The sequence below is a fragment of the Mycobacterium sp. B14F4 genome (genome assembly GCF_039871645.1).
Taxonomy (GTDB): Bacteria; Actinomycetota; Actinomycetes; order Mycobacteriales; family Mycobacteriaceae; genus Mycobacterium.
Map to the genome: position 1 here is coordinate 451,335 of NZ_JBDPMF010000001.1, position 19,277 is coordinate 470,611.

General features: G+C 68.5%; 19 protein-coding genes. 8 read left to right on the forward strand and 11 right to left on the reverse strand.

What is annotated here, in order from left to right; genetic code table 11:
- Window positions 1–19: 19 nt before the first annotated feature.
- The 5 genes from ABGB19_RS02205 to ABGB19_RS02225 all read right to left on the reverse strand — a co-directional run bounded on the left by ABGB19_RS02205 (window position 20) and on the right by ABGB19_RS02225 (window position 6,078).
- The gene (locus tag ABGB19_RS02205; protein WP_347683521.1) at window positions 20–223 is read right to left on the reverse strand and encodes a YbdD/YjiX family protein; all 204 of its coding nucleotides are present in this window, start codon (window positions 221–223) and stop codon (window positions 20–22) included.
- Complete coding sequence (locus ABGB19_RS02210; protein ID WP_347683523.1) at window positions 166–2,457, reverse strand: carbon starvation CstA family protein; 2,292 nt, start codon at window positions 2,455–2,457, stop codon at window positions 166–168. Before ABGB19_RS02210 ends, ABGB19_RS02205 begins: the two co-directional genes overlap by 58 nt.
- A 48-nt stretch (window positions 2,458–2,505) precedes the next feature.
- On the reverse strand, window positions 2,506–4,053 hold the full coding sequence (locus ABGB19_RS02215) for an ATP-dependent DNA ligase (protein WP_347683525.1): 1,548 nt from the start codon (window positions 4,051–4,053) through the stop codon (window positions 2,506–2,508).
- A 21-nt stretch (window positions 4,054–4,074) separates the two neighbouring features.
- The gene (locus ABGB19_RS02220) at window positions 4,075–4,443 is read right to left on the reverse strand and encodes a hypothetical protein (protein ID WP_347683527.1); all 369 of its coding nucleotides are present in this window, start codon (window positions 4,441–4,443) and stop codon (window positions 4,075–4,077) included.
- Window positions 4,444–4,539: 96 nt separating this feature from the next.
- A complete protein-coding gene (locus tag ABGB19_RS02225) occupies window positions 4,540–6,078 on the reverse strand; it encodes a molybdopterin-dependent oxidoreductase (RefSeq protein ID WP_347683529.1) in 1,539 nt (512 codons plus the stop codon).
- 98 nt (window positions 6,079–6,176) lie between these two features.
- Here ABGB19_RS02225 and ABGB19_RS02230 point away from each other — a divergent pair, with 98 nt between their 5' ends.
- Both ABGB19_RS02230 and ABGB19_RS02235 read left to right on the forward strand, forming a co-directional pair.
- On the forward strand, window positions 6,177–6,944 hold the full coding sequence (locus ABGB19_RS02230; RefSeq protein WP_347683531.1) for an SDR family NAD(P)-dependent oxidoreductase: 768 nt from the start codon (window positions 6,177–6,179) through the stop codon (window positions 6,942–6,944).
- 58 nt (window positions 6,945–7,002) lie between these two features.
- Window positions 7,003–8,361: a neutral zinc metallopeptidase gene (locus ABGB19_RS02235; protein ID WP_347683533.1), complete on the forward strand. Its 1,359-nt coding sequence runs from the start codon at window positions 7,003–7,005 to the stop codon at window positions 8,359–8,361.
- A 26-nt stretch (window positions 8,362–8,387) separates the two neighbouring features.
- Here ABGB19_RS02235 and ABGB19_RS02240 read toward each other — a convergent pair whose 3' ends face one another.
- Window positions 8,388–9,062, reverse strand: coding sequence for a winged helix-turn-helix transcriptional regulator (locus ABGB19_RS02240; RefSeq protein WP_347683535.1), 675 nt, complete (start codon window positions 9,060–9,062; stop codon window positions 8,388–8,390).
- A gap of 170 nt (window positions 9,063–9,232) precedes the next feature.
- Here ABGB19_RS02240 and ABGB19_RS02245 point away from each other — a divergent pair, with 170 nt between their 5' ends.
- The 3 genes from ABGB19_RS02245 to ABGB19_RS02255 all read left to right on the forward strand — a co-directional run bounded on the left by ABGB19_RS02245 (window position 9,233) and on the right by ABGB19_RS02255 (window position 11,607).
- Complete coding sequence (locus tag ABGB19_RS02245) at window positions 9,233–9,613, forward strand: hypothetical protein (RefSeq protein ID WP_347683537.1); 381 nt, start codon at window positions 9,233–9,235, stop codon at window positions 9,611–9,613.
- An 86-nt stretch (window positions 9,614–9,699) separates the two neighbouring features.
- Complete coding sequence (locus ABGB19_RS02250; RefSeq protein ID WP_347683539.1) at window positions 9,700–10,527, forward strand: methyltransferase domain-containing protein; 828 nt, start codon at window positions 9,700–9,702, stop codon at window positions 10,525–10,527.
- 12 nt (window positions 10,528–10,539) lie between these two features.
- Complete coding sequence (locus ABGB19_RS02255) at window positions 10,540–11,607, forward strand: phosphotransferase family protein (protein ID WP_347683541.1); 1,068 nt, start codon at window positions 10,540–10,542, stop codon at window positions 11,605–11,607.
- Here the strand turns inward: ABGB19_RS02255 and ABGB19_RS02260 are convergent.
- Window positions 11,601–12,353 carry a sulfite exporter TauE/SafE family protein gene (locus ABGB19_RS02260; protein WP_347683543.1) on the reverse strand — a complete coding sequence of 251 codons (753 nt, stop codon included), beginning with the start codon at window positions 12,351–12,353 and terminating at the stop codon, window positions 11,601–11,603. The genes ABGB19_RS02255 and ABGB19_RS02260 overlap by 7 nt on opposite strands.
- A gap of 342 nt (window positions 12,354–12,695) precedes the next feature.
- On the opposite strand from ABGB19_RS02260, the gene ABGB19_RS02265 reads away from it, so the two are divergent.
- Complete coding sequence (locus ABGB19_RS02265; RefSeq protein ID WP_347683545.1) at window positions 12,696–13,193, forward strand: homocitrate synthase; 498 nt, start codon at window positions 12,696–12,698, stop codon at window positions 13,191–13,193.
- Window positions 13,194–13,215: 22 nt separating this feature from the next.
- Here the strand turns inward: ABGB19_RS02265 and ABGB19_RS02270 are convergent, their stop codons facing one another.
- Complete coding sequence (locus ABGB19_RS02270) at window positions 13,216–14,700, reverse strand: cytochrome P450 (protein WP_347683547.1); 1,485 nt, start codon at window positions 14,698–14,700, stop codon at window positions 13,216–13,218.
- 118 nt (window positions 14,701–14,818) lie between these two features.
- Between ABGB19_RS02270 and ABGB19_RS02275 the strand changes: the two genes are divergently transcribed.
- Complete coding sequence (locus ABGB19_RS02275) at window positions 14,819–15,451, forward strand: TetR/AcrR family transcriptional regulator (RefSeq protein ID WP_347683549.1); 633 nt, start codon at window positions 14,819–14,821, stop codon at window positions 15,449–15,451.
- A gap of 14 nt (window positions 15,452–15,465) precedes the next feature.
- Window positions 15,466–16,323, forward strand: coding sequence for an SDR family oxidoreductase (locus ABGB19_RS02280; RefSeq protein WP_347683551.1), 858 nt, complete (start codon window positions 15,466–15,468; stop codon window positions 16,321–16,323).
- Here ABGB19_RS02280 and ABGB19_RS02285 read toward each other — a convergent pair.
- Genes ABGB19_RS02285 through ABGB19_RS02295 form a run of 3 tightly spaced genes read right to left on the reverse strand, consistent with a single transcriptional unit; the run spans window position 16,320 to window position 19,191 of the window.
- The gene (locus ABGB19_RS02285) at window positions 16,320–17,516 is read right to left on the reverse strand and encodes an AAA family ATPase (RefSeq protein ID WP_347683553.1); all 1,197 of its coding nucleotides are present in this window, start codon (window positions 17,514–17,516) and stop codon (window positions 16,320–16,322) included. The genes ABGB19_RS02280 and ABGB19_RS02285 overlap by 4 nt on opposite strands.
- Before the next feature lie 2 nt (window positions 17,517–17,518).
- Complete coding sequence (locus ABGB19_RS02290; RefSeq protein WP_347683555.1) at window positions 17,519–18,586, reverse strand: DNA polymerase IV; 1,068 nt, start codon at window positions 18,584–18,586, stop codon at window positions 17,519–17,521.
- On the reverse strand, window positions 18,583–19,191 hold the full coding sequence (locus ABGB19_RS02295; RefSeq protein WP_347683557.1) for a helix-turn-helix domain-containing protein: 609 nt from the start codon (window positions 19,189–19,191) through the stop codon (window positions 18,583–18,585). Before ABGB19_RS02295 ends, ABGB19_RS02290 begins: the two co-directional genes overlap by 4 nt.
- Window positions 19,192–19,277: the final 86 nt, after the last annotated feature.

Below are 19,277 nucleotides of genomic sequence, written 5' to 3' on the forward strand. Positions count from 1 at the left end.
TGGTCGGCGGCTCGGATGCTCAGCAGCACCGCGCGCCCGGGTCGGCCTCGGTCGCGGCGTGGCGCATCCGCCAGTACTCCCGTTCAGAAAGCACCGGTTCGCCCGGATGGGTGCGCCGGCGATGGTCGAGATAGCGTCGGTAGTGCGTGTCACCCATCAAATCGCCTACGAATGTGCGCCAGTACCAGCCGGTCTGGCGGGCGATGTCGGTAGCGCGTCCCACTGCTTCTGCACCTCCTTCTCGACCTTGGTGGCGAGGAGGCCGGACGGACCGAAGATCCGTGACGGCACCGGCTCGTCTTCGGTGGTCGGCGGGGCGGAGCCGCGCAGCGCCCGCAGCACCATGATCGCCCCTGCGGTGAACACGATCACCACGAGAACGGCGAACAGGATCGACAGCGACCCCTGGATGAAGGTGTTGCGCACGATCTTGTCGACGTCGCCGGGCGTCTTGGCCGTCGAACACAGCTTTCCGGCCTCCTGCGCGGTCTGGCAGATGCTGTGCAGCTTCCAGTAGCCGACCTTGGGGTCGGCGGAGAAGATCTTCTGCCACGACGCCGTCAGCGTCACCGTCAGATCCCACAACAGGGGAATACCGGGCACCAGGGCCCATTTCAGGTATCCCTTCTTGACCACGACGACCGTGACGACGGTCAACGCGATCGCGGCCAGCAGCTGGTTGGCGATGCCGAACAGCGGGAACAGCGTGTTGATGCCGCCGAGCGGATCGGTGACGCCCATGATCAGGATGGAGCCCCACGCAGCGACGACGATCACGCTGCAGATCCACGCTCCGACACGCCAACTCGGGTCCTTCAGCTTGCGCAACGGGCCCCCGAGGTTGCTCAGCCCGTCGGACAGCATGAATCGTGCCACGCGTGTGCCCGCGTCGACCGTCGTCAGGATGAACAGCGCCTCGAACATGATCGCGAAGTGGTACCAGAAGGCCTTCAAGGCGTCCCCGCCGAACACCTTGGCCAGCACCTCCGACATTCCGAAGGCCAATGTCGGGGCGCCGCCGGTGCGCGACACGATGGACTCCTCACCGACGCTTTCGGCCGCGCCGCTGATCTCGGCCGCGGTGACCGGTGGTCCCGACAGCCCCAACCCGTTGACGTAGTCCGCGGCGGTCTGGGCGGTGCCCCCGGTCTGCGCACTGGGCGCGTTCATCGCGAAGTACAGGTGCTGGTTGAGGATCGCCGCGGTGATCAGCGCCATGATCGCGACGAACGACTCGGTGAGCATGCCGCCGTAGCCGATCAGCCGCATCTGGCTTTCCTTCTCCAGCAGCTTGGGCGTGGTTCCCGACGAGATGAGGGAGTGGAAGCCGGACAGCGCGCCGCACGCGATCGTGATGAACAGGAACGGGAACAGCGAACCGGCGAACACCGGACCCGTGCCGCTGCCGGCGAACGACGAGATGGCGGGCGCTTCCATGATCGGCCGGGCAAGCAGAATGCCGACGGCCAGCAACGCGATGGTGCCGACCTTCATGAACGTCGACAGGTAGTCGCGGGGAGCAAGCAGCAGCCACACCGGCAGCACCGACGCCGCCAGGCCGTAGATGATGATGCACCAGGACAACGTCACCTTCGACAGGGTGAACCAGTCAGCGCCCCAGTCGGTTTCGGCGACCCACCCACCCGAGGCGACCGCCAGCAACAACAGCACGACACCGATCGCCGACACCTCGGAGACCCGGCCCGGTCGCAGGAACCGCAGGTAGATCCCCATGAAGATGGCGATAGGGATGGTCATCGCGATCGAGAAGACGCCCCACGGGCTCTCGGCGAGGGCGCCGACCACCACCAGCGCCAGCACCGCCAGCAGGATCACCATGATGGTCAGCACGCCGACGATGGCGGCGGCCCCGCCGACCGCGCCCAGTTCGTCGCGGGCCATCTGTCCCAGCGACCGCCCGCGTCTGCGCGTCGAGATCGACAGCACCAGGAAATCCTGCACACACCCGGCGAACACCGCGCCGATGATGATCCAGATCGTGCCGGGCAGGTAGCCCATCTGCATGGCCAGCACCGGCCCGACGAGCGGGCCAGCGCCCGCGATCGCCGCGAAGTGGTGCCCGAACAACACCCGGCGATCGGTCGGCATGTAGTCGGTGCCGTTTTCGAAAATCTCGGCGGGAGTGGCATTGTCGTCGCGGGGCTTGACGATGTTCATCTCGATGAGCCGCGCGTAGAAGCGGAACCCGATGACGTAGGTGCAGATGGCGGCGATCACGAACCACACCGCGTTGACCGTCTCCCCGCGGAAGAACGCGATGACGGCCCACGCGACCGCACCGAGCACCGCGATGAGCCCGAAGATGATCCGGTGCTTCATCGTGATCGGCGAGCGGTCGATGATCGCGACCGGGGGCAGATCCCTGTCGGTGCGGATGTAGGTGACGTCGCCTTCGGTTTCCTCGATCCGTTCTGAGGCCGCGGTGGGAGATGCCATGGGGCGATCTTTTCACCGCCGCCATGAGCACGCGCCAAAACGGCGGCTTTAACCGCCGCGCTGGTAGAAGGCGCGCACCGTGTCGATGGTGTCGGCTTCGGCGGGGCTCTTGTCGTCGCGGTAGCGCAGCACCCGGGCGAAGCGCAGGGCCATGCCGCCGGGATAGCGCGACGACGTTTGCACGCCGTCGAACGCGATCTCGACGACCTGCTCGGGCCGCACCCTGACGATGTAACCGTCGGTGGGACCGTCGGCCAGTCCGAGGAACCGCTCGGTCTGCCAGTCGAGCATCGCGTCGGTCATGCCCTTGAATGTCTTGCCCAGCATGACGAATTCGCCGGACTGCGGATCGCGGGCGCCGAGGTGGATGTTGGACAGTTTGCCGGTGCGCCGCCCCGACCCCCACTCGACGGCGAGCACCACGAGGTCGAGGGTGTGCACGGGCTTGACCTTCAACCAGCCCGCGCCGCGACGGCCGGCCTCGTAGGGCGCGCGCAGCGACTTCGCCATCACGCCCTCGTGTCCGGCTGCAAGCGTGAGGTCCAGGAACTCCTGGGCCGCCGTGGCGTCGCCGGTCACGAGGCGGTCCACGCGGTGCACCTCCGGGACGATCGCATCCAGCACCGTCGCGCGTTCGTCGGCCGGCTTGTCGAGCAGATCCGTGCCGTCCACATGCAGCACGTCGAAGACGAAGACCGACAACGGCTGCGTCGCCGCCGCCGCCGCGATGTCGACCGAGCGACCGAACCGCGACGCGGTCACCTGGAAGCGGTGCGGACGTCCGTCGTCTTTGAGGGCGATCGCCTCGGCGTCGGCGATCAGGTGCGTGACGGGGAGGGCGAGTGCCGCGTCGACGACCTCCGGCAGCCTGCTGGTGACGTCGTCGAGACTGCGGGTGTAGATCGACACGGTGTCACCGGCGCGGTGCACCTGCACCCGCGCGCCGTCCAATTTCGCCTCGAAAACTGCTGTGCCACCCAGCCGTTCGAGTGCATCGGCCACGCCGGCGGCGGTCTGCGCCAGCATCGGGCCGACCGGCTGACCGACGGTGAGCGTGAATTGCTCCAACGCCGCCTCGCCGTCGGTCAGGGCGGCAGCCGCGACGGCGGGCAGGTCACCACCCAGCATCGCCGCGCGGCGCACGGCTGCCGCGGGCACCTCCGACGCCTTGGCCACCGCGTCGGCCATCACCCCGATGAGCGCGCCCTGGCGCAGCTCGCCGCCGAGCAGCCTGCGCAGGAAGGTCTGCTCGACGTCGGTCGCCGAACCGAACAGCTCGGCCAGCAAGGCGGCGCGCCGGGCCTGCGAGCCCTTGCCCCCGACCTGCCGGATCTCGCTGAACCGCACGTCGACCTCGGGCACCGTCAGCGACGGTTCGGCGGCCGCGGGCGGCAACGCGCGCAGCGCGGCCCAGCCGACGCCGATCTGTCGTTGCGGCAGTTCACCGGACAGCCACGACACCACGACCGCGACCTGCCTCGCATCGCCCTGCTCGCGGGCGCGGCGTAGCAGCTCGGCGATCCTGGCGATCTTGGCCAGCCGCGATGAGGAGGCGCCCACCTCGGTGGACGCGGTGGCGACGTCGAGCAGCTGCACACGCCCAGCCTGGCACGGCGGTCAGACATCTCCCAGCAGGTCGGTGAGGACGGCCGCTTCGGCGCGCAGTTGCGATGCGCGATCGGCCTGACCGCCTGCGGCCATCTGCTCGGCCGCGTCGCGCCGTTCGGCCACCTCGGTCCGGATCAGCTCGCGAATCCGGGGGTCGTCGAGTTCGCGCCGCGCCACCTCGGCGGCGCCCAGACCGGCCACGCCGCCGGCAATGGTCGGGCTCGACGGGGCGTCGATTCTGGCGTCGTCGGGGGTTTCGGCGTTGTCGATCGCGCTCAGCGCAGAGCGAAGCGCCGCGACGCGGACGGGGTCGCGGTCCTTGCGGGCGGCCATCAGCGCTTCGCGCAGCGTCGTTCGCCAGGTCTGGGCAGCGGTCACGGGTGGCCAATCTAGGGTGTTCACAGCCCGCGAGCGACCCATTAATGCCCACCAATTGCGGCGTGTCGGTGTACAGACGGGGTCCCGCGCGCGGAACTAGGTGACGTTGAAGGTCACGCTGTGCCAGCCGGTGGCGCCGTCGGGGACCGGGTCGGCGAGGTCGGCGGTCTGCACGGCCCCGGAGTTGTCGGTGGCGCGCACGGTGATGGTGTGCGTGCCGGGCTCGGTGGCCTGCCAGTCGTGGCTCCACAGCCGCCAGGTGTCCTCGGAGTAGCTCGCGCCGAGTTCGGCGCGCCGCCAATCACCCTGTGCGCCGGGCGGATCGATGCGGACCTCGACGGCGCGGATGCCGCGATGCTGGGCCCAGGCGACCCCGCCGAACGTCACCGGTCCGACCGCGACTTCCGCTCCGCTGCGGGGTACGTCGATGCGGGACTGCGTCTTGATGGGGCCGCGCGCCGACCAGCCGAGCTTGGTCCAGTAGGCCTCGGCGCGGTCGAATCGCGTCACCTCCAGGTCGACGACCCACTTGGTCGCCGAGACGTACCCGTAGAGTCCCGGCGCCACCAGGCGGGCGGGGTAGCCGTGGTCGGTGGGTAGCGGTTCACCGTTCATGCCGACCGCCAACAGCGCATCGCGGTCGTCGGTGAGCACCTCGACGGGCGTGCCCGCGGTGAAGCCGTCCACCGACATCGACAGCACCATGTCGGCGTCGGGATTAACTCCCGCCTCGGCCAACAGGTCTCGGACCCGATACCCCGTCCACGAGGCGTTGCCGACCAGGTCGCCGCCGACCGGATTGGACACGCACGTCAGCGTCACGAGTTTCTCGACGACTTCGAACCGCTCGAGATCGGCGAACCGGTAGGTGACCTCCCGGTCGACCATGCCGTGGATTTTCAGCTGCCAATCGTCGCGGCTCACCTGCGGCACGCTCAACGCGGTGTCGATGCGGTAGAAGTCGGCGTTGCCGGTCAGGAACGACGGCAGCGCAACGCCTTTGGGCTGCACTGTCGGAGGCACCGGGGGCGCGGCGACGTCGACCTTCGGCAGCGCGAAGGCGTTGCGGTCACCCGACACCGACGACCGGGACCGGCCCAGCACCACACCGCCGACGCCGGTGACCGCACCTGCGGCGAGGAACCCCAGCGTCACCAGCGACAGCCGCCTGCCGCGGTCGGGACCGTCGTCGGGGCCCTGCGGGGCGTCGGTGAACCTGCCGGAGACCAGCAGGCGCAGCACTCCGATTCCGCATGCGGCGCCGACCACGGTCGGGATGATGTCGACGGGCGTGGCGCCGGCACGGGAGAGCACCGCCGCGCAGCCCCCGGCGCCGGCCACGGCGATCGCGATACTCCCGACCGGGCGCTCACGCGTCTCGAACTGTGCGGTCACCGCGGCGAGGCCGGCGATCACCGCCAGCACCATCACGGTCAGCACCAGTTTGTCGGCCATCCCGAAGGTCTGGATCGCCCACTCCTTGACCGACCCGGGCGTCAGGTCGATGACCGCCGAACCGACAGCGGTGCGCGCGTCGGCCAGCGGCCCGATGAAAACGGCGAGTAGTTGCGTCACACCGAGTGCGACAGCGGCGGCCGCGACGCCGCCCATCGCTCTGGTGCCGCGTGCGGTCATGCCGCCAAACTACTCAGCAATCGACCCGACGGCCTTAAGGAACGATGACGTCGGCTAAGTTGCTTTACGATTCGACCATTTTCTGGAAAGGCAGCTGGATGGAGATCGAGGGCAAGAAGGCCATCATCGTCGGCGGGGCGTCGGGCTTCGGCAAGGCGACCGCCGAACTGCTGGCCAAGCGGGGCGCGAGCGTTGCGGTGCTGGACCGCCCGCAGTCGAAGGGCAAGGACGTCGCGGATGCGATCGGGGGCTCCTTCTTCGAGGTGGACGTCACCGACTTCGACGGCACGGAAAAAGTGCTCAAGCAGGCCATCGACTCGCTCGGCGGGCTGCACATCATCGTCACCACCGCCGGTGGCGGCGCCGCCGAGCGCACGGTGAAGAAGGACGGCCCGCACAGCCTGGAGTCCTTCCGCAAGTGCGTCGACCTCAACCTCATCGCCACGTTCAACATCAGCAGGCTGGCGGGCTGGCAGATGAGCCAGCAGGACCTCGTCGACGACGAGCAGGAAGAGCGCGGCGTCATCATCAACACCGCCTCGATCGCCGCCTTCGAGGGCCAGATCGGCCAGGTCGCCTACACCGCGTCGAAGGCCGCGATCGCCGGCATGTGCCTGACCATGGCCCGCGACATGGGCAGCCTGGGCATCCGGGCGCTGGCCATCGCGCCGAGCCTGTTCGCCACCGGACTGACCGAGGGTATCCCCGACGAGTTCGCCAAGGCGCTGACCAAGGACGCCGCGTTCCCCAAGCGTCTGGGCAAGCCCGAGGAGTACGCCAAGCTGGTGGCCGCGATCGTCGAGAACCCGATGCTCAACGGCCAGTGCCTGCGCCTCGATGCGGGCCAGCGCTTCGCCCCCAAGTAGTCGCTTCAGGGTGAGCGGTTGCTATCCACAATGCGAAACCGCCCGCTAATGTTCGCCCATGCAACTCAGGGTGTGGGCCGTTGCCGCTGCGGTGCTCATGGTCGCGGCGTGCGGTGGCCCCAAGCCGGAGATCCCGTCGCAGGCGCAGAAGAACTACGGTGCGCCGCCGGACTCCAGTGACGTCACCATCTCCGGTGACGCCTCGGATCCGGTGAACAAGATCGCGATGCAGGCCATCGCGGACCTCGAGCAGTACTGGGCGCAAAACTACCCCGAGCTCTACGGCGAGGACTTCAAGCAGATCTCCGGTGGCTACTTCGCCGTCACGGAGACCAGCGACCCGCCGCCGTGCACCACCGAAGCCGCGGAGGTCGCGGGCAACGCGTTCTACTGCTCGACCGAGGACGTGATGGCATGGGACGCCCAGGACCTGCTGCCCGACCTGCAGTCCCGGTTCGGCGACTTCGTCATCCCGGTGGTGATGGCGCACGAGTTCGGCCACGCCGTGCAGGAACGCTCGAACTTCACCGCCCGCACCATCACCCGCGAGCTGCAGGCGGACTGCTTCGCGGGCGCGTGGGCACGCCACGCCAAGGACGACGACGTCTTCGACGTGACCGCCGCCGATCTGGACACCGCGCTCGCGGGTGTGCTCGACCTCCGCGACAACCCCGGCACGCCGACGCGGGATCCGAACGCCCACGGCAGCGGCTTCGACCGGGTCGCCGCATTCCAGGACGGCTACGACAACGGGCTCAGCCGCTGCAAGGATTTCCGCGACGACGAGCCGATGGTGCTGGATCTGCCGTTCAACGACGTCGAGGACGCAGCACGGGAGGGCAACGCGCCGTACGACTCGATCGTCAACGGTGTGCCCTACGACATCGAGGACTACTTCACGCAGGTCTATCCCGAGCTGACCGGGGGACAGCAGTGGCCGCCGCTGCGCAGCATCGAGCCGTTCGCCCCGCAGAGTCCACCCGTCTGTGGTGGCACGCCCGCCGAGGGCTATGTGCTGTTCTATTGCATCCCAGACGATTACGTCGCCTGGGATAACGTCGCCGGCATGCCGCGGGTGTACGAGCAGGGCGGTGACTACGCCGTCGCCGCGCTGCTGGCCACGCAGTGGGGCCTGGCGGCGCTGTCGCGGTTGGGCGACGAGTCCGACGAGAAGACGTCGACGCTGCGCGGGGACTGCCTGGCCGGCGGGTACACGGCAAGCGTCATCCTTTACAACCGGCCGGAGACCAGCACCTACCACATCTCGCCGGGTGACCTCGACGAGGCGATCAAGGCGCTGCTGGTGTTCCGCGGTGAGGGCGATGTCGAGCGGCAGGGCGCGGGCTGGGCCCGGGTCAAGGCGTTCCGTGAGGGCGTCATCAACGGTGCACAATCCTGCCTGAAGTACGAGGCCTGATACGGCGGTCTGGTCAGGCCGATTGTTCACGCCGGCCGCGGCACCGCCGCCAGGCTCGATTGACCTATCCAGAGAGGCACTTCCTGACGCACGTCGCGAGGGGCTTCGATGGAAACCGACCCGCTCATCAGTGCCCGCTGCCAGGACTGGTCACCGCGCCAGATCTGGCTCAGCGTGCGCAAGCTGGTCGAAACCGTTGCTGTGACTTCGTATCCGGGATCGAAATCGCAAACTTCTGCTCCACCGTTCGCGACCATCAGCCACCACGACGATGCTTTCGGGGGCGCACCCGACAACCGGAATGCCACCACGGTCCGCGCCCGCGGCCACTGCTCGAGGCTGATCGTGCGGCGGATGTCCCACATCAACACGCTGGGGTCGAGATCCTTTTCGGCGAGGTCACTCATCCACCGAACACTCCACGTCCCGAGCGCTTCAACCACGCCGACCAGTTCCCGGCCGCAGTCGGTCAGGGTGTAGATCGTGCGGCCGTCGATCTCCGACCGTTCCACCACGCCGGCGCGAGTCAAGGTTTGCAGCCGCTTGGACAACAGCGTCGGCGACATCTTCGGCACGCCCCGACGGAGATCGTTGAAGTGCGTACTTCCCGCCAGCAACTCGCGAACCACCAGCACGGTCCACCGCTCATCGAGCAATTCCATGGCCTTGGCCACCGGACAGAACTGACCGTAACCCGACATCTGTCCCCCTCCTCCCCAAGTCAGCAAACGCTTGTCCAAGTAGACCGCATCATCGTCACGCTGACTAGTACAGAATCGGGACCGCGGTCACTACAGATCGGTGACTAGAGCGCGCATGTCCCCTCGGCGAGCATCGTCTTCAAGCGAACTACAAGCCAAAGGACACGGACATGACCACCACCACACCAACCAGCAGACGTTTCACCCGCTACCTCACGGGCCCCGTGCTCGTACTAGGTCTGGTGATCGGATCGCCCGCCATCGCCAACGCCGAACAGGTGTGGGACGTCGTCGCTTGGGACAGCTGCGTGCGGAACATTCCTGACGATGTGCTGCTGGGTGAATATGGCGACGACGCGCTCCGGGAGTGCTGCTGGAAGACCGGCGGCGATTGGAAACCCGACGGCAACGGGACCGCCTGCAAAGCCCCGCCGGCCGAGCAGGCCGGCCGCAACCCACTGCCCAGCGATGCGCCGACTCATGTCATCCAGCCGTTGCCGCTGCCGGGCCGGGGACCGGTCGTCGCTCCCGCGCCGGATGGGGTCTCGTGAGCTCGGGCGGTACAGATTCGCCACTAGCCACCCGGACGCCGCCACGCGCACGATGTCAGATAACAAACTCGCGTCAGGAGCAGACCATGAGCAACCCATCATCGACCGTTGACGATCAGGCGGTGGCGACCAAACACCGCGCCATGTGGGCGTCGGGCGACTACCCGAGACTCGCCGCAGAACTCGTTTCGCCGCTCGGGCCTGTGCTGGTGGAAGCCACCGGAATCGGTCCGGGCGACCGGGTACTCGACGTGGCGGCAGGCACCGGGAACGCCGCGATCCCCGCCGCGGAAGCCGGTGCGAGCGTCGTCGCCAGTGATCTGTGCCCGGACTTGTTGGACGCCGGCGCCCGACTGGCCGCCGAGCGCGGCGTCGAACTCGAATGGCGCGAGGCCAACGCGCACCAATTACCGTTCGGCGACGACGAATTCGATGTCGTGATGTCGTGTATCGGTGTGATGTTCGCACCGTTCCATCAGCGGGCCGCCGACGAATTGACACGAGTCTGCAAGTCGGGCGGGCGGATCGGCCTGATCAGTTGGACGCCCGAGGGGCATATCGGGCGGCTGTGGGCGACGATGAAGCCATACGCTCCGACCCCACCGTCCGGTGCGCAGCCGCCACCGCTCTGGGGGCAGGAGGATCACGTCCGCGAGCTGCTCGGCGACCGCGTCACCGACGTTGTCACCGAGCGACGCACCCTGACCGTTGACCACTTCGCCGACGGCGCCGCGTTCCGTGATTACTTCAAGGCCACCTACGGGCCGACGATCGCGGTGTACCGCAACATCGAGCGCGACGGGAACCGCGTGGCTGAGCTCGACGCGGCCATCGCGCAAGTAGGCGACAGCGTCCTGAGCGGCGACTCGGCCATGGAATGGGAATACCTTCTGCTGACGGCGCGTCGGGCCTGACACGATGTCTGCATGCCCGACGACGCGCAGCAGCTTCCGACCCTGACCGACGAGGCCCAGGCCGCCCTGCAGCAGTGGGTGCGGCGGCAGGGCCTGGGGTCGACGGTCGGTGACGTCGCGCCCCTGACCGGCGGAACGCAGAACATCGTCGTGCGACTCACCGTCGACGACCGGCCCATGGTGCTGCGCAGGCCGCCGGTGCACCCCCGGCCGACGAGTGACAAGACGATGCTGCGCGAGATCGCCGCACTGCGCACGCTGGCCGGCACACCCGTGCCGCATCCCGAGTTCATCGCCGGCTGCGACGATCTCAGCGTCCTCGGCGTGGTGTTCTACCTGATGGAAGAGGTCGACGGCTTCAACCCCGGCGACTCGATGTCCGAGGCCTACGTGCGCGACCCCGCCATGCGCCATCAGGTCGGTTTGTCCTACGCCGCAAGCTTGGCGCAGTTGGGCAACGTCGAGTGGGAGGGTAGTCCGCTCGCCGAGCTCAAGCGGCCGGGTTCCTTTCTGGAGCGCCAGGTTCCGCAATTCCTTCGGCTGCTCGAAAGCTATCGGCACGAGCGCTACGACCCCGAGTCGCTGGCGGTCGCCGAACTGGCGGACTGGCTGCAAACCAACCTCCCGCCGGACGGCAGACCCGGAATCCTGCACGGTGACCCGCATTTGAGCAACGTGCTGCTGCGCCGCGACGAACCCGAACTGGCGGCGTTCGTCGACTGGGAGATGTGCACGATCGGCGACCCGCTGCTGGACCTCGGCTGGATGCTGATCTGCTGGCCGCTGGAGACCAATACCATCACCGCGGGCGCTCAGCTGGCCGCCCTCGGCGGGCTGGCGAGCCGCCGCGAGCTCCTCGAGGCCTACCTCGGTGCGGGTGGGCGCGAAACCTCAAGGCTCGACTGGTATGTCGCGATGGCCTGCTTCAAGCTCGGCGTCGTCATCGAGGGGACGTGGTCCCGGTTCCTCGTCGGTCAGGCCAGCCGGGACGCGGGGGAGCGGCTGCACGCCAACGCCCAGAACCTGATCGATCTGGGGACCCGGGTCGCCAAGGGCGACAGTCCCTTTGTGCTTCAGTAGGCGTCGATCGCGAGCCTGACCGCCAGCGCCACGCCCGCCGCACCGATCACCACCCGCAGCGGACCGGCCGGGGCGTGCCGCACCACGATCGGGCCCAGCCGCGACCCGAGCAGGCAGCCGAGGCCGAGGAACAGCACGGCCCACCACTGCACCGGCGCGGCGACGGCGAAGATGACGGCGGCGACGGCGTTCGCCACGCCGAGGATCACGTTCTTGCCCGCGTTGGCGTGCGCGAGCGAGGCATGACCGGCGCGCAGCAGCAGCGCGAGCAGCAGCACGCCCGCCGCGGCACCGAAATAGCCGCCATAGACGCAGATGCCGAAGATCGCCGCCGCCTCGACGAGCATCCGGGCGCGATGCCTCTGGTGGTTGGCGATCTCCGCATCGCCGGGCGGGCGGCGAGGGAACAGGATCGCAACCGATGCCAGGCCGAGCAGGATCGGGACGACCTTCTCGAACCCCTCCGCCGGCGTCGAGAGCAGCAGGACCGCGCCCGCCACACCGCCGAGAGCCGCGACCGGAACGATCCGCTTGAGCCAGTGGCCCTGCCCAGCCAGCTCGGGACGCGAACCCAACACCGATCCGATGCCGTTGAACACCAACGCGACGGTGTTGGTGACGTTGGCGGTCACCGGCGGCAGTCCGGCGAGCAGCAGAGCGGGATAGGTGGCCACCGACGCGAGCCCGGCGATGCTGCCCGTGAGCCCGCCCAGCACTCCGGCGCCGAACAGCAGCGCCCAGTTCATCGGTGGTCCAATGTCGGCTCGCGCCTTGGCAATACCGTGCGAGCAGACATCGCGTAAAGGTTACGTGGTGGCGTGGTCCCGTCGGGCGGGGCGTCCCCCGAATCGCTGAGATCGACGTAGAGGCCCTGCGAGCACCGGGTGCACGCGGCCCTGCGAACAGATGATGATCACATTGCGAACCGGAATCCCTTTGCGCACCGCGTCACCGAACGTCTAGCATCGGACACGTGCCGAGGCGACTCGTAGTAGCAACCCGCAGCGGGGTCTGATCCTGACCGACCCCTCGCTGTGGGTCGTCGCTACGTAGTCGGTCGCTTCACTTTTTGCAGAAAAGACCGGCACATGATCTCGATCGCAACAGAATCCGCAATCAGCGCAGCGCCGCTCCCGTTCGCGGCCCACGTGGACGCCCGGGTCCGCGGCCTGCGCGAGGAGGCCGACGCGATGTCGTTCGAAACCTTCCTGGCCCGGTACGCGCCCACCTCGGGGCCGGTGCGGCTGCGAAACTGGAGCTGCGCCGACGGCGACCGCCCCGCGACCCGGCTCGGTCCGCAGGCCCGCACCTATCAGGCCACCCTCGCGATCGGCGACCGCATCTGCACGTCGTCGGCCGCCGCCACCGGCCCGGTGGCCGCGCTGACGGCGATGCTCCACGACCGGGGTATCGCCGTCGAGATGACCGCCTTCCACCAGGTGCGTGCCGGCGAGCGGACCGCGACGTTCATCCGCGGCTCGGACGGCGCTCGCGCCGAATGGGCGATGGGACTCGCCGACGATGCCACGCAGTCGGCGCTCGGCGCGATCATCGCGTGCGCCAACCGCCTGCTGGCCGAGGTCTGAGTTCCGCCGGCGAAGCGCGCTGTCAGTGCAGCGGTCGCAGCACGATGCGCATGCCGTCCTTGGGCACCGGCATGCCGCCGTAATCCCACTCGGTGGTGTAATCCGGGTGCGGCAGCTCGAGACGGTACTTGCGCAGCAGGCGGTGCAGAATCGTCTTCACCTCGAGCTGGCCGAACGTCATGCCGATGCACTTGTGCGCGCCCCCGCCGAAGGGGCTGAACGCGTAGCGGTGCTGCTTGTGCTCGTTGCGCGGCTCGGTGAACCGCTCCGGGTCGAACTTCATCGGCTCGGGGTAGAACTCCTCGAGGCGGTGGTTCATGCCGGGGTAGGCGATGACGTTGGTGCCCTTGGGCAGGTAGTAGCCCAGCAGTTCGGTGTCGCGCACGGTCTGGCGCATCGCCCACTGCACGGGGGTGACGAGCCGGATCGACTCGTTCATCACCAGGTCCAGCGACTCCAGCTTCTCGAGCGACTCGATGTCGACCGGACCGTCACCGAGCCGGTCGGACTCGTCGCGGCAGCGTTCCTGCCACTCGGGGTGCCTGGCCAGGTGGTAGATCATCGTGGTCGCCGTCGACGTCGACGTGTCGTGCGCGGCCATCATCAGGAAGATCATGTGATTGACGATGTCGGAGTCGGAGAACTTGTTGCCGTCCTCGTCCTCGGTGTGGCACAGCACCGTCAGCAGGTCCGAGCCCTCCTTGCCGCGCCGCTCCTTCACCCGCTCGGAGAAGTAGTCCTCGAGCAGCTTGCGGGCCTGCAGTCCGCGCCACCAGGTGAACGGCGGCACACCGGTGCGGATGATGGCGTTGCCGGCACGCGTGGTGGTGGTGAAGGCCTTGTTGACCTTGGTGACCAGCTCCTTGTCGGAGCCGGGCTCGTGGCCCATGAACACCATCGATGCGATGTCGAGCGTCAGTTCCTTCATGGCGGGATACATCAGGAACCGCGAATCGTTGGGCGCCCAGTCGCTGGCGATCACCTGCGAGACGACCTTGTCGACCTGCTCCTGGTAGCCGACCAGGCGGGTGCGGACGAACGCCTCCTGCATGATCCGCCGGTGGAACATGTGCTCCTCGAAGTCGAGCAGCATCAGGCCGCGGTGGAAGAACGGCCCGATCACCGGCACCCAGCCCTGCTGGGAGAACTCCTTGTTGCGGTTGGAGTAAACGGCCTGCGCGGCATCGGGTCCCAGCGCCGCCACCGCAGGCAGCGCGGGGGAGTCGGCGTAGTACAGCGGGCCGTACTTGCGGTAGACATGCAGCAGGTAGTCGGGCCCGCCGCGGAACATCTCGATCATGTGGCCGAGGACGGGCAGGCCGGCATCGCCGATGACCGGCTTGAGGTCGCTGCCCGGCGGCGGCGTGGCCATCGGCTTCTGCGGGAACTCGGTGTTCAGCAGCCTGCGCTCCAGGTAGCCCATGCCGGGAAAGTTGTTGAACGACGGGGTGAACCGCCGCTTCGCCTGGTCGAGCAGATAGTCCTTGGTGCTGATGGTCGCCGTCATTCGCAAACTCCTGGGCAAGAAGACTGTGGCCGTTGTCACTCCTGTCCTCATCCTGGATGGCACACTTGACGCATGTCAAGTTTGGTTCTGGCGTGGCGTGGTGCGAAGGTCTAACTCGATGACCGCCCAGCCCGCCCCGCAAGCGCGTCGCAGCCGCGGCGACCGGCAGCGTGACGCCATCGTCAATGCCGTGCGGGGCCTGCTGCAGGAGCGCTCGTTCGCTGACCTGTCGGTCAGCGCGATCAGCGAGCGGGCCGGCGTCGCCCGCTCGGGCTTCTACTTCTACTTCGACTCGAAGTACGCGGTGCTCGCGGTGATCCTCGCCGACGCCAGCGAGCTCCTCGACAGCCTGACCCATCACTTCGCCCCGCGCGAACCCGGTGAGACGCCCGAGGCGTTCGCCAAGCGGATGGTCGCCAGCGCCGCGGCGGTCTACGCCAACGACGATCCGGTGCTGTCGGCGTGCGCGGTCGCCCGCAACACCGATCCGCAGATCCGCGAGATGATGGACGACTTCTACGACGGCACCATCGAGAAGCTCATCACGCTGCTGACCCACGATCCCGACGCCACTCCGATCTCCGGGGACCTACCGGCGCTGGTGCGCACGCTGGCGGCGACGACAACGATGACGCTGACCCATGACAGCACCTTCGTCGGCCGCGGCGAGGATCCGGCGCGCGCCGTCGACGTGCTCGAGCGGTTGTGGGTGGCGGCGATCTGGGGTGCATCGTCGGTTCGCGGCGAGTAGGTATCCTCACCGCCATGGCGCAGAGCGGCTTCGCGGGCAAGCGGTGTCTTCTCACCGGGGCCGCCAGCGGCATCGGCCGCGCGACGGCGTTGAAACTGGCCGCCGAGGGCGCCGACCTGTTCCTGACCGACCGCGATGCCGACGGCCTGGAACTGACTGTCTCGGACGCGCGCTCACTCGGCGCAGTGGTCAGCGCGCACCGGGCTCTCGATATCGCCGACTACGACGCGGTGGCCGCGTTCGCCGCCGACGTCCACGCCAGTCATCCCGCGATGGACGTCGTGATGAACATCGCGGGGGTCTCGGCATGGGGCACGGTGTCGACGCTGACGCATCAGCACTGGCGCTCGATGGTCGACATCAACCTGATGGGGCCCATCCACGTCATCGAGTCGTTCGTGCCGCCGATGGTGCTGGCGGGCAGGGGCGGGCACCTGGTCAACGTGTCGTCGGCGGCCGGGCTCGTCGCGCTGCCGTGGCATGCCGCCTACAGCGCGAGCAAGTACGGGTTGCGCGGCCTGTCGGAGGTGTTGCGGTTCGACTTGGCCCGCCACCGGATCGGTGTGTCGGTGGTGGTACCAGGCGCAGTGAAAACGCAGCTGGTGCGGACCGTGGACATCGCGGGCGTGGACCGTGACCATCCGAGAGTGAGCCGCTTGGTCGACCTGTTCGTCAGCCACGCCCTGTCGCCCGAGACGGTCGCCGACAAGATTTTGACCGGCGTGCGGCGCAACCGCTTTCTGATCTACACGTCGGCCGACATCCGGGCGCTCTACATGTTCAAGCGGGTTGCATGGTGGCCCTACAGCGTTGCGATGCGGCAGGTGAGCGTGTTGTTCACCCGAGCGTTGCGGCCTCCGCCGCGAGGCTAGCGCTTGCCCCAGTCCCACGCCGGCGCGGTCAGCGTGCCCAAGCCCTCGACGCGGGTCTCGCCAAGGTCCTTGTACAGCCGGATCTCCACGGCGTGGTCGCCGCCGCGCGGGTCGTCGTGGCTGGCGACCGGCACCGTCTCGAGGTGGGCGAGCAGGGCCGTGGAATGGGTGACGACGACGACCTGGGTGTTGTCGGCGGCGGTGCGGATCAACGAGGCCAGCGGTCGCACCAGGTCCGGATGCAGCGAGGTCTCGGGCTCGTTGAGCACCATGAGAGACGGCGGCCGGGGGCTCAGCAGAGCTGCCGCCCACAGCAGGAATCGCAGTGTGCCGTCGGATAATTCGGCGGCGCGCAGCGCGCGCAGCATGCCCGGCTGGTGCAGCTGAAGGTCGAACAGCCCGTCGTGCGCGGCCACCGACAGCGTGGCGCCGTCGAAGGCGTCGGCGACGGCACGCTGCAGGTCGTCGAAGCCGGCTTCGATGATGGTCTGGATGGCGGCCGCGAGATCGCTGCCGTCGTCGGAGAGCACCGGCGTCCTGGTGCCGACGTTGCGCTGACGCGACGGCGCGGCCGCGTCGACACGGAACCCGTCGTAGAAGCGCCAGTCGCGCAGCCGGTCCCGCACCGCCGCGAGTTCGGGGTGCGCGCCGGGATGGGCGTACTCGGCGAGCACGCTGCGGTAGGCCGGAAGTGACTGCGACAGCTTGTCGAAGCCCCGGCCCGATTCCGCGCTCGCTTCGGCGTAGTCGCGGGTGCGGCGCACCAGGGTGGAGCTGGCGCGCATGACGGGGCCGACGAAGATCGCCTCGCGTTTGATCTCCGGGTCGCGGGCGAACAGCGAGTTGTGTCCGGCCATCTGCGGCAGGCCGAGGTCCACCAGGTAGCCGAAATCGTCCGAGGCGAAACCCATTTCGAGCGACACCGGGGCGGTCCGCGTGGTGCCCTCGACGCGTCCGGTGCGGCGGGCCCCACCCAACTGCTCGGGGCCGGCCCACAGCACCGACTCCAGGCCGCCCTCCCGGGCCAGCGAACCGATCACCTCACCGCGGCCGCAGTCCGCCAGCAGGCGAAGCGCGCGGTACAACGACGACTTGCCGGTGCCGTTGGCGCCTGTGACGACGGTCAGCCCGGCCAGCGGTAGGACGACGTCGCGCAGCGAGCGATATCCGCGGATGGCGACGGTCTGAAGCATGCTCAGTAGCCGCCTTCCGGCGGGGCGAGTTCGAGTCGGACGCCCAGAAGCCGGATGGGACGGTCGAGTTCGAATTGGCCGAGCAGATCGAGCGCCGTCTCGGTGACGATCCCGGCGTCGACGGTCGGCGCGGGCAGCTTGCGGATCTTGGTCCGGGTGTAGAACGTCGTGGTGCGCACCGTGACGGCGACGCGGGTGACCACCCGACCCTGCCCGACGATCTCGGTGAGCGTCTGGTTGGCGAGTTCGACTACGGCCGAGTCGATCTCGGCACGGTCGACCAGGTCGCGCGGAAACGTGATGACATGGCTGCGGGAGCGGGGTACCCACGGCTCGGCGCTGACCGTGGCGTCGCCGCCGCCCTTGGCGAGCAGCAGGATCCACAGCCCCGTCGTCGGGCCGAACGTCGACGTGAGCAGTGCCGCGTCGGTGGCGGCGAGGTCGGCGACCGTGGTGATGCCCATCGCCGCAAGCCTTTTCGACGTCTTCGGGCCGACCCCCCACAGCGCGTCGACCTCGCGCTCACCCATCACCGCCATCCAGTTGTCCTCGGTCAGTGCGAAGACACCGGATGCTTCCCGCTCACGCATGCGCGGCTTGCCGAAGCCGGTCGCCACCTTGGCGCGCTGCTTGTTGTCGCTGATGCCGACCGAACAGGTCAGGCCCGTCTCGGCGGCGATCACCTCGCGGATTCGCTCGGCGAACTCGAAGGGGCTCTCGTCGTCGAGGTCGGCCCCGACGTACGCCTCGTCCCAGCCCCACACTTCCACGGGATGGCCGAAGTCGCGCAGCAGGCTCATCACCTCCGCGGAGGCCTCGTCGTAGGCATCGGTGTCGAGCGGCAGGAACGTGGCGTCCGGGCATCTGCGGGCCGCGCTGCGCAACGGCATCCCCGCGTGCACCCCGTAGTCGCGCGCGGGGTACGACGCGCAGGTGACGACCTTGCGCGGCTCCGTCGGATCACCGTTGCCGCCGACGATGATCGGTAGTCCAGCCAGTTCGGGGCGCCTGCGCACTTCGACCGCCGCCTGGAACTGGTCGAGGTCGACGTGCAGGACCCAGCGGGTCATGCGCCGCAGAGCTTGCGCGCCACCGATTCCCACGCGGCGCCGAGCGACTCCAACGTCTGGCCGCGCTCGGTCAGCTGGTGGTGCACGTAGTCGGCGTCCAAGAGGCCCAGCAGGGCGGCGGCCTGCGCGTCGAGATCGCCGCTGGTGTCGGCGTCCTCCAGCAGCACGCGAACGTGCCGGTGATGCAGGGTGGCCGGGGCGTTGAAGCGCATCTGCGGATCGCGGTTGGCGTCCGACAGCAGGGCATGGTGGCTGTGGACGAACGTGAGGCGTTCTCGGCCGTAGGCCAGGAGTCGCTCCAGTGGCGGGGCGCCGGGGCCGAGCGGGGGCGGCCCGAACAGGAACGCCTGCTGCTCGACCTTCTCGTCCTCGTCGAGCAGCACGATCATCAGGCCGGCGCGGCTGCCGAACCGGCGGAACAGCGTGCCCTTGCCGACGCCGGCGGCGGCCGCGATGTCGTCGGTGCTGACCGCGTCGGTTCCGCGCTCGGCGATCAGCCGTCGGGCGGCGTCCAGCAGGAGCGTGCGGTTGCGGGCGGCGTCGCCCCGCTCATGTGGCGCCCGGTCGGTCACCGGCAACTCGGTGAGGTGACGAGGTGCGGCCATGTCAGCAGTTTAGTGGAGAGGGAATTATTCGGACCGTGGTCCGGTTGAGTCGTGCGAGGAACTTCACCGACGACGAAAGGACACGA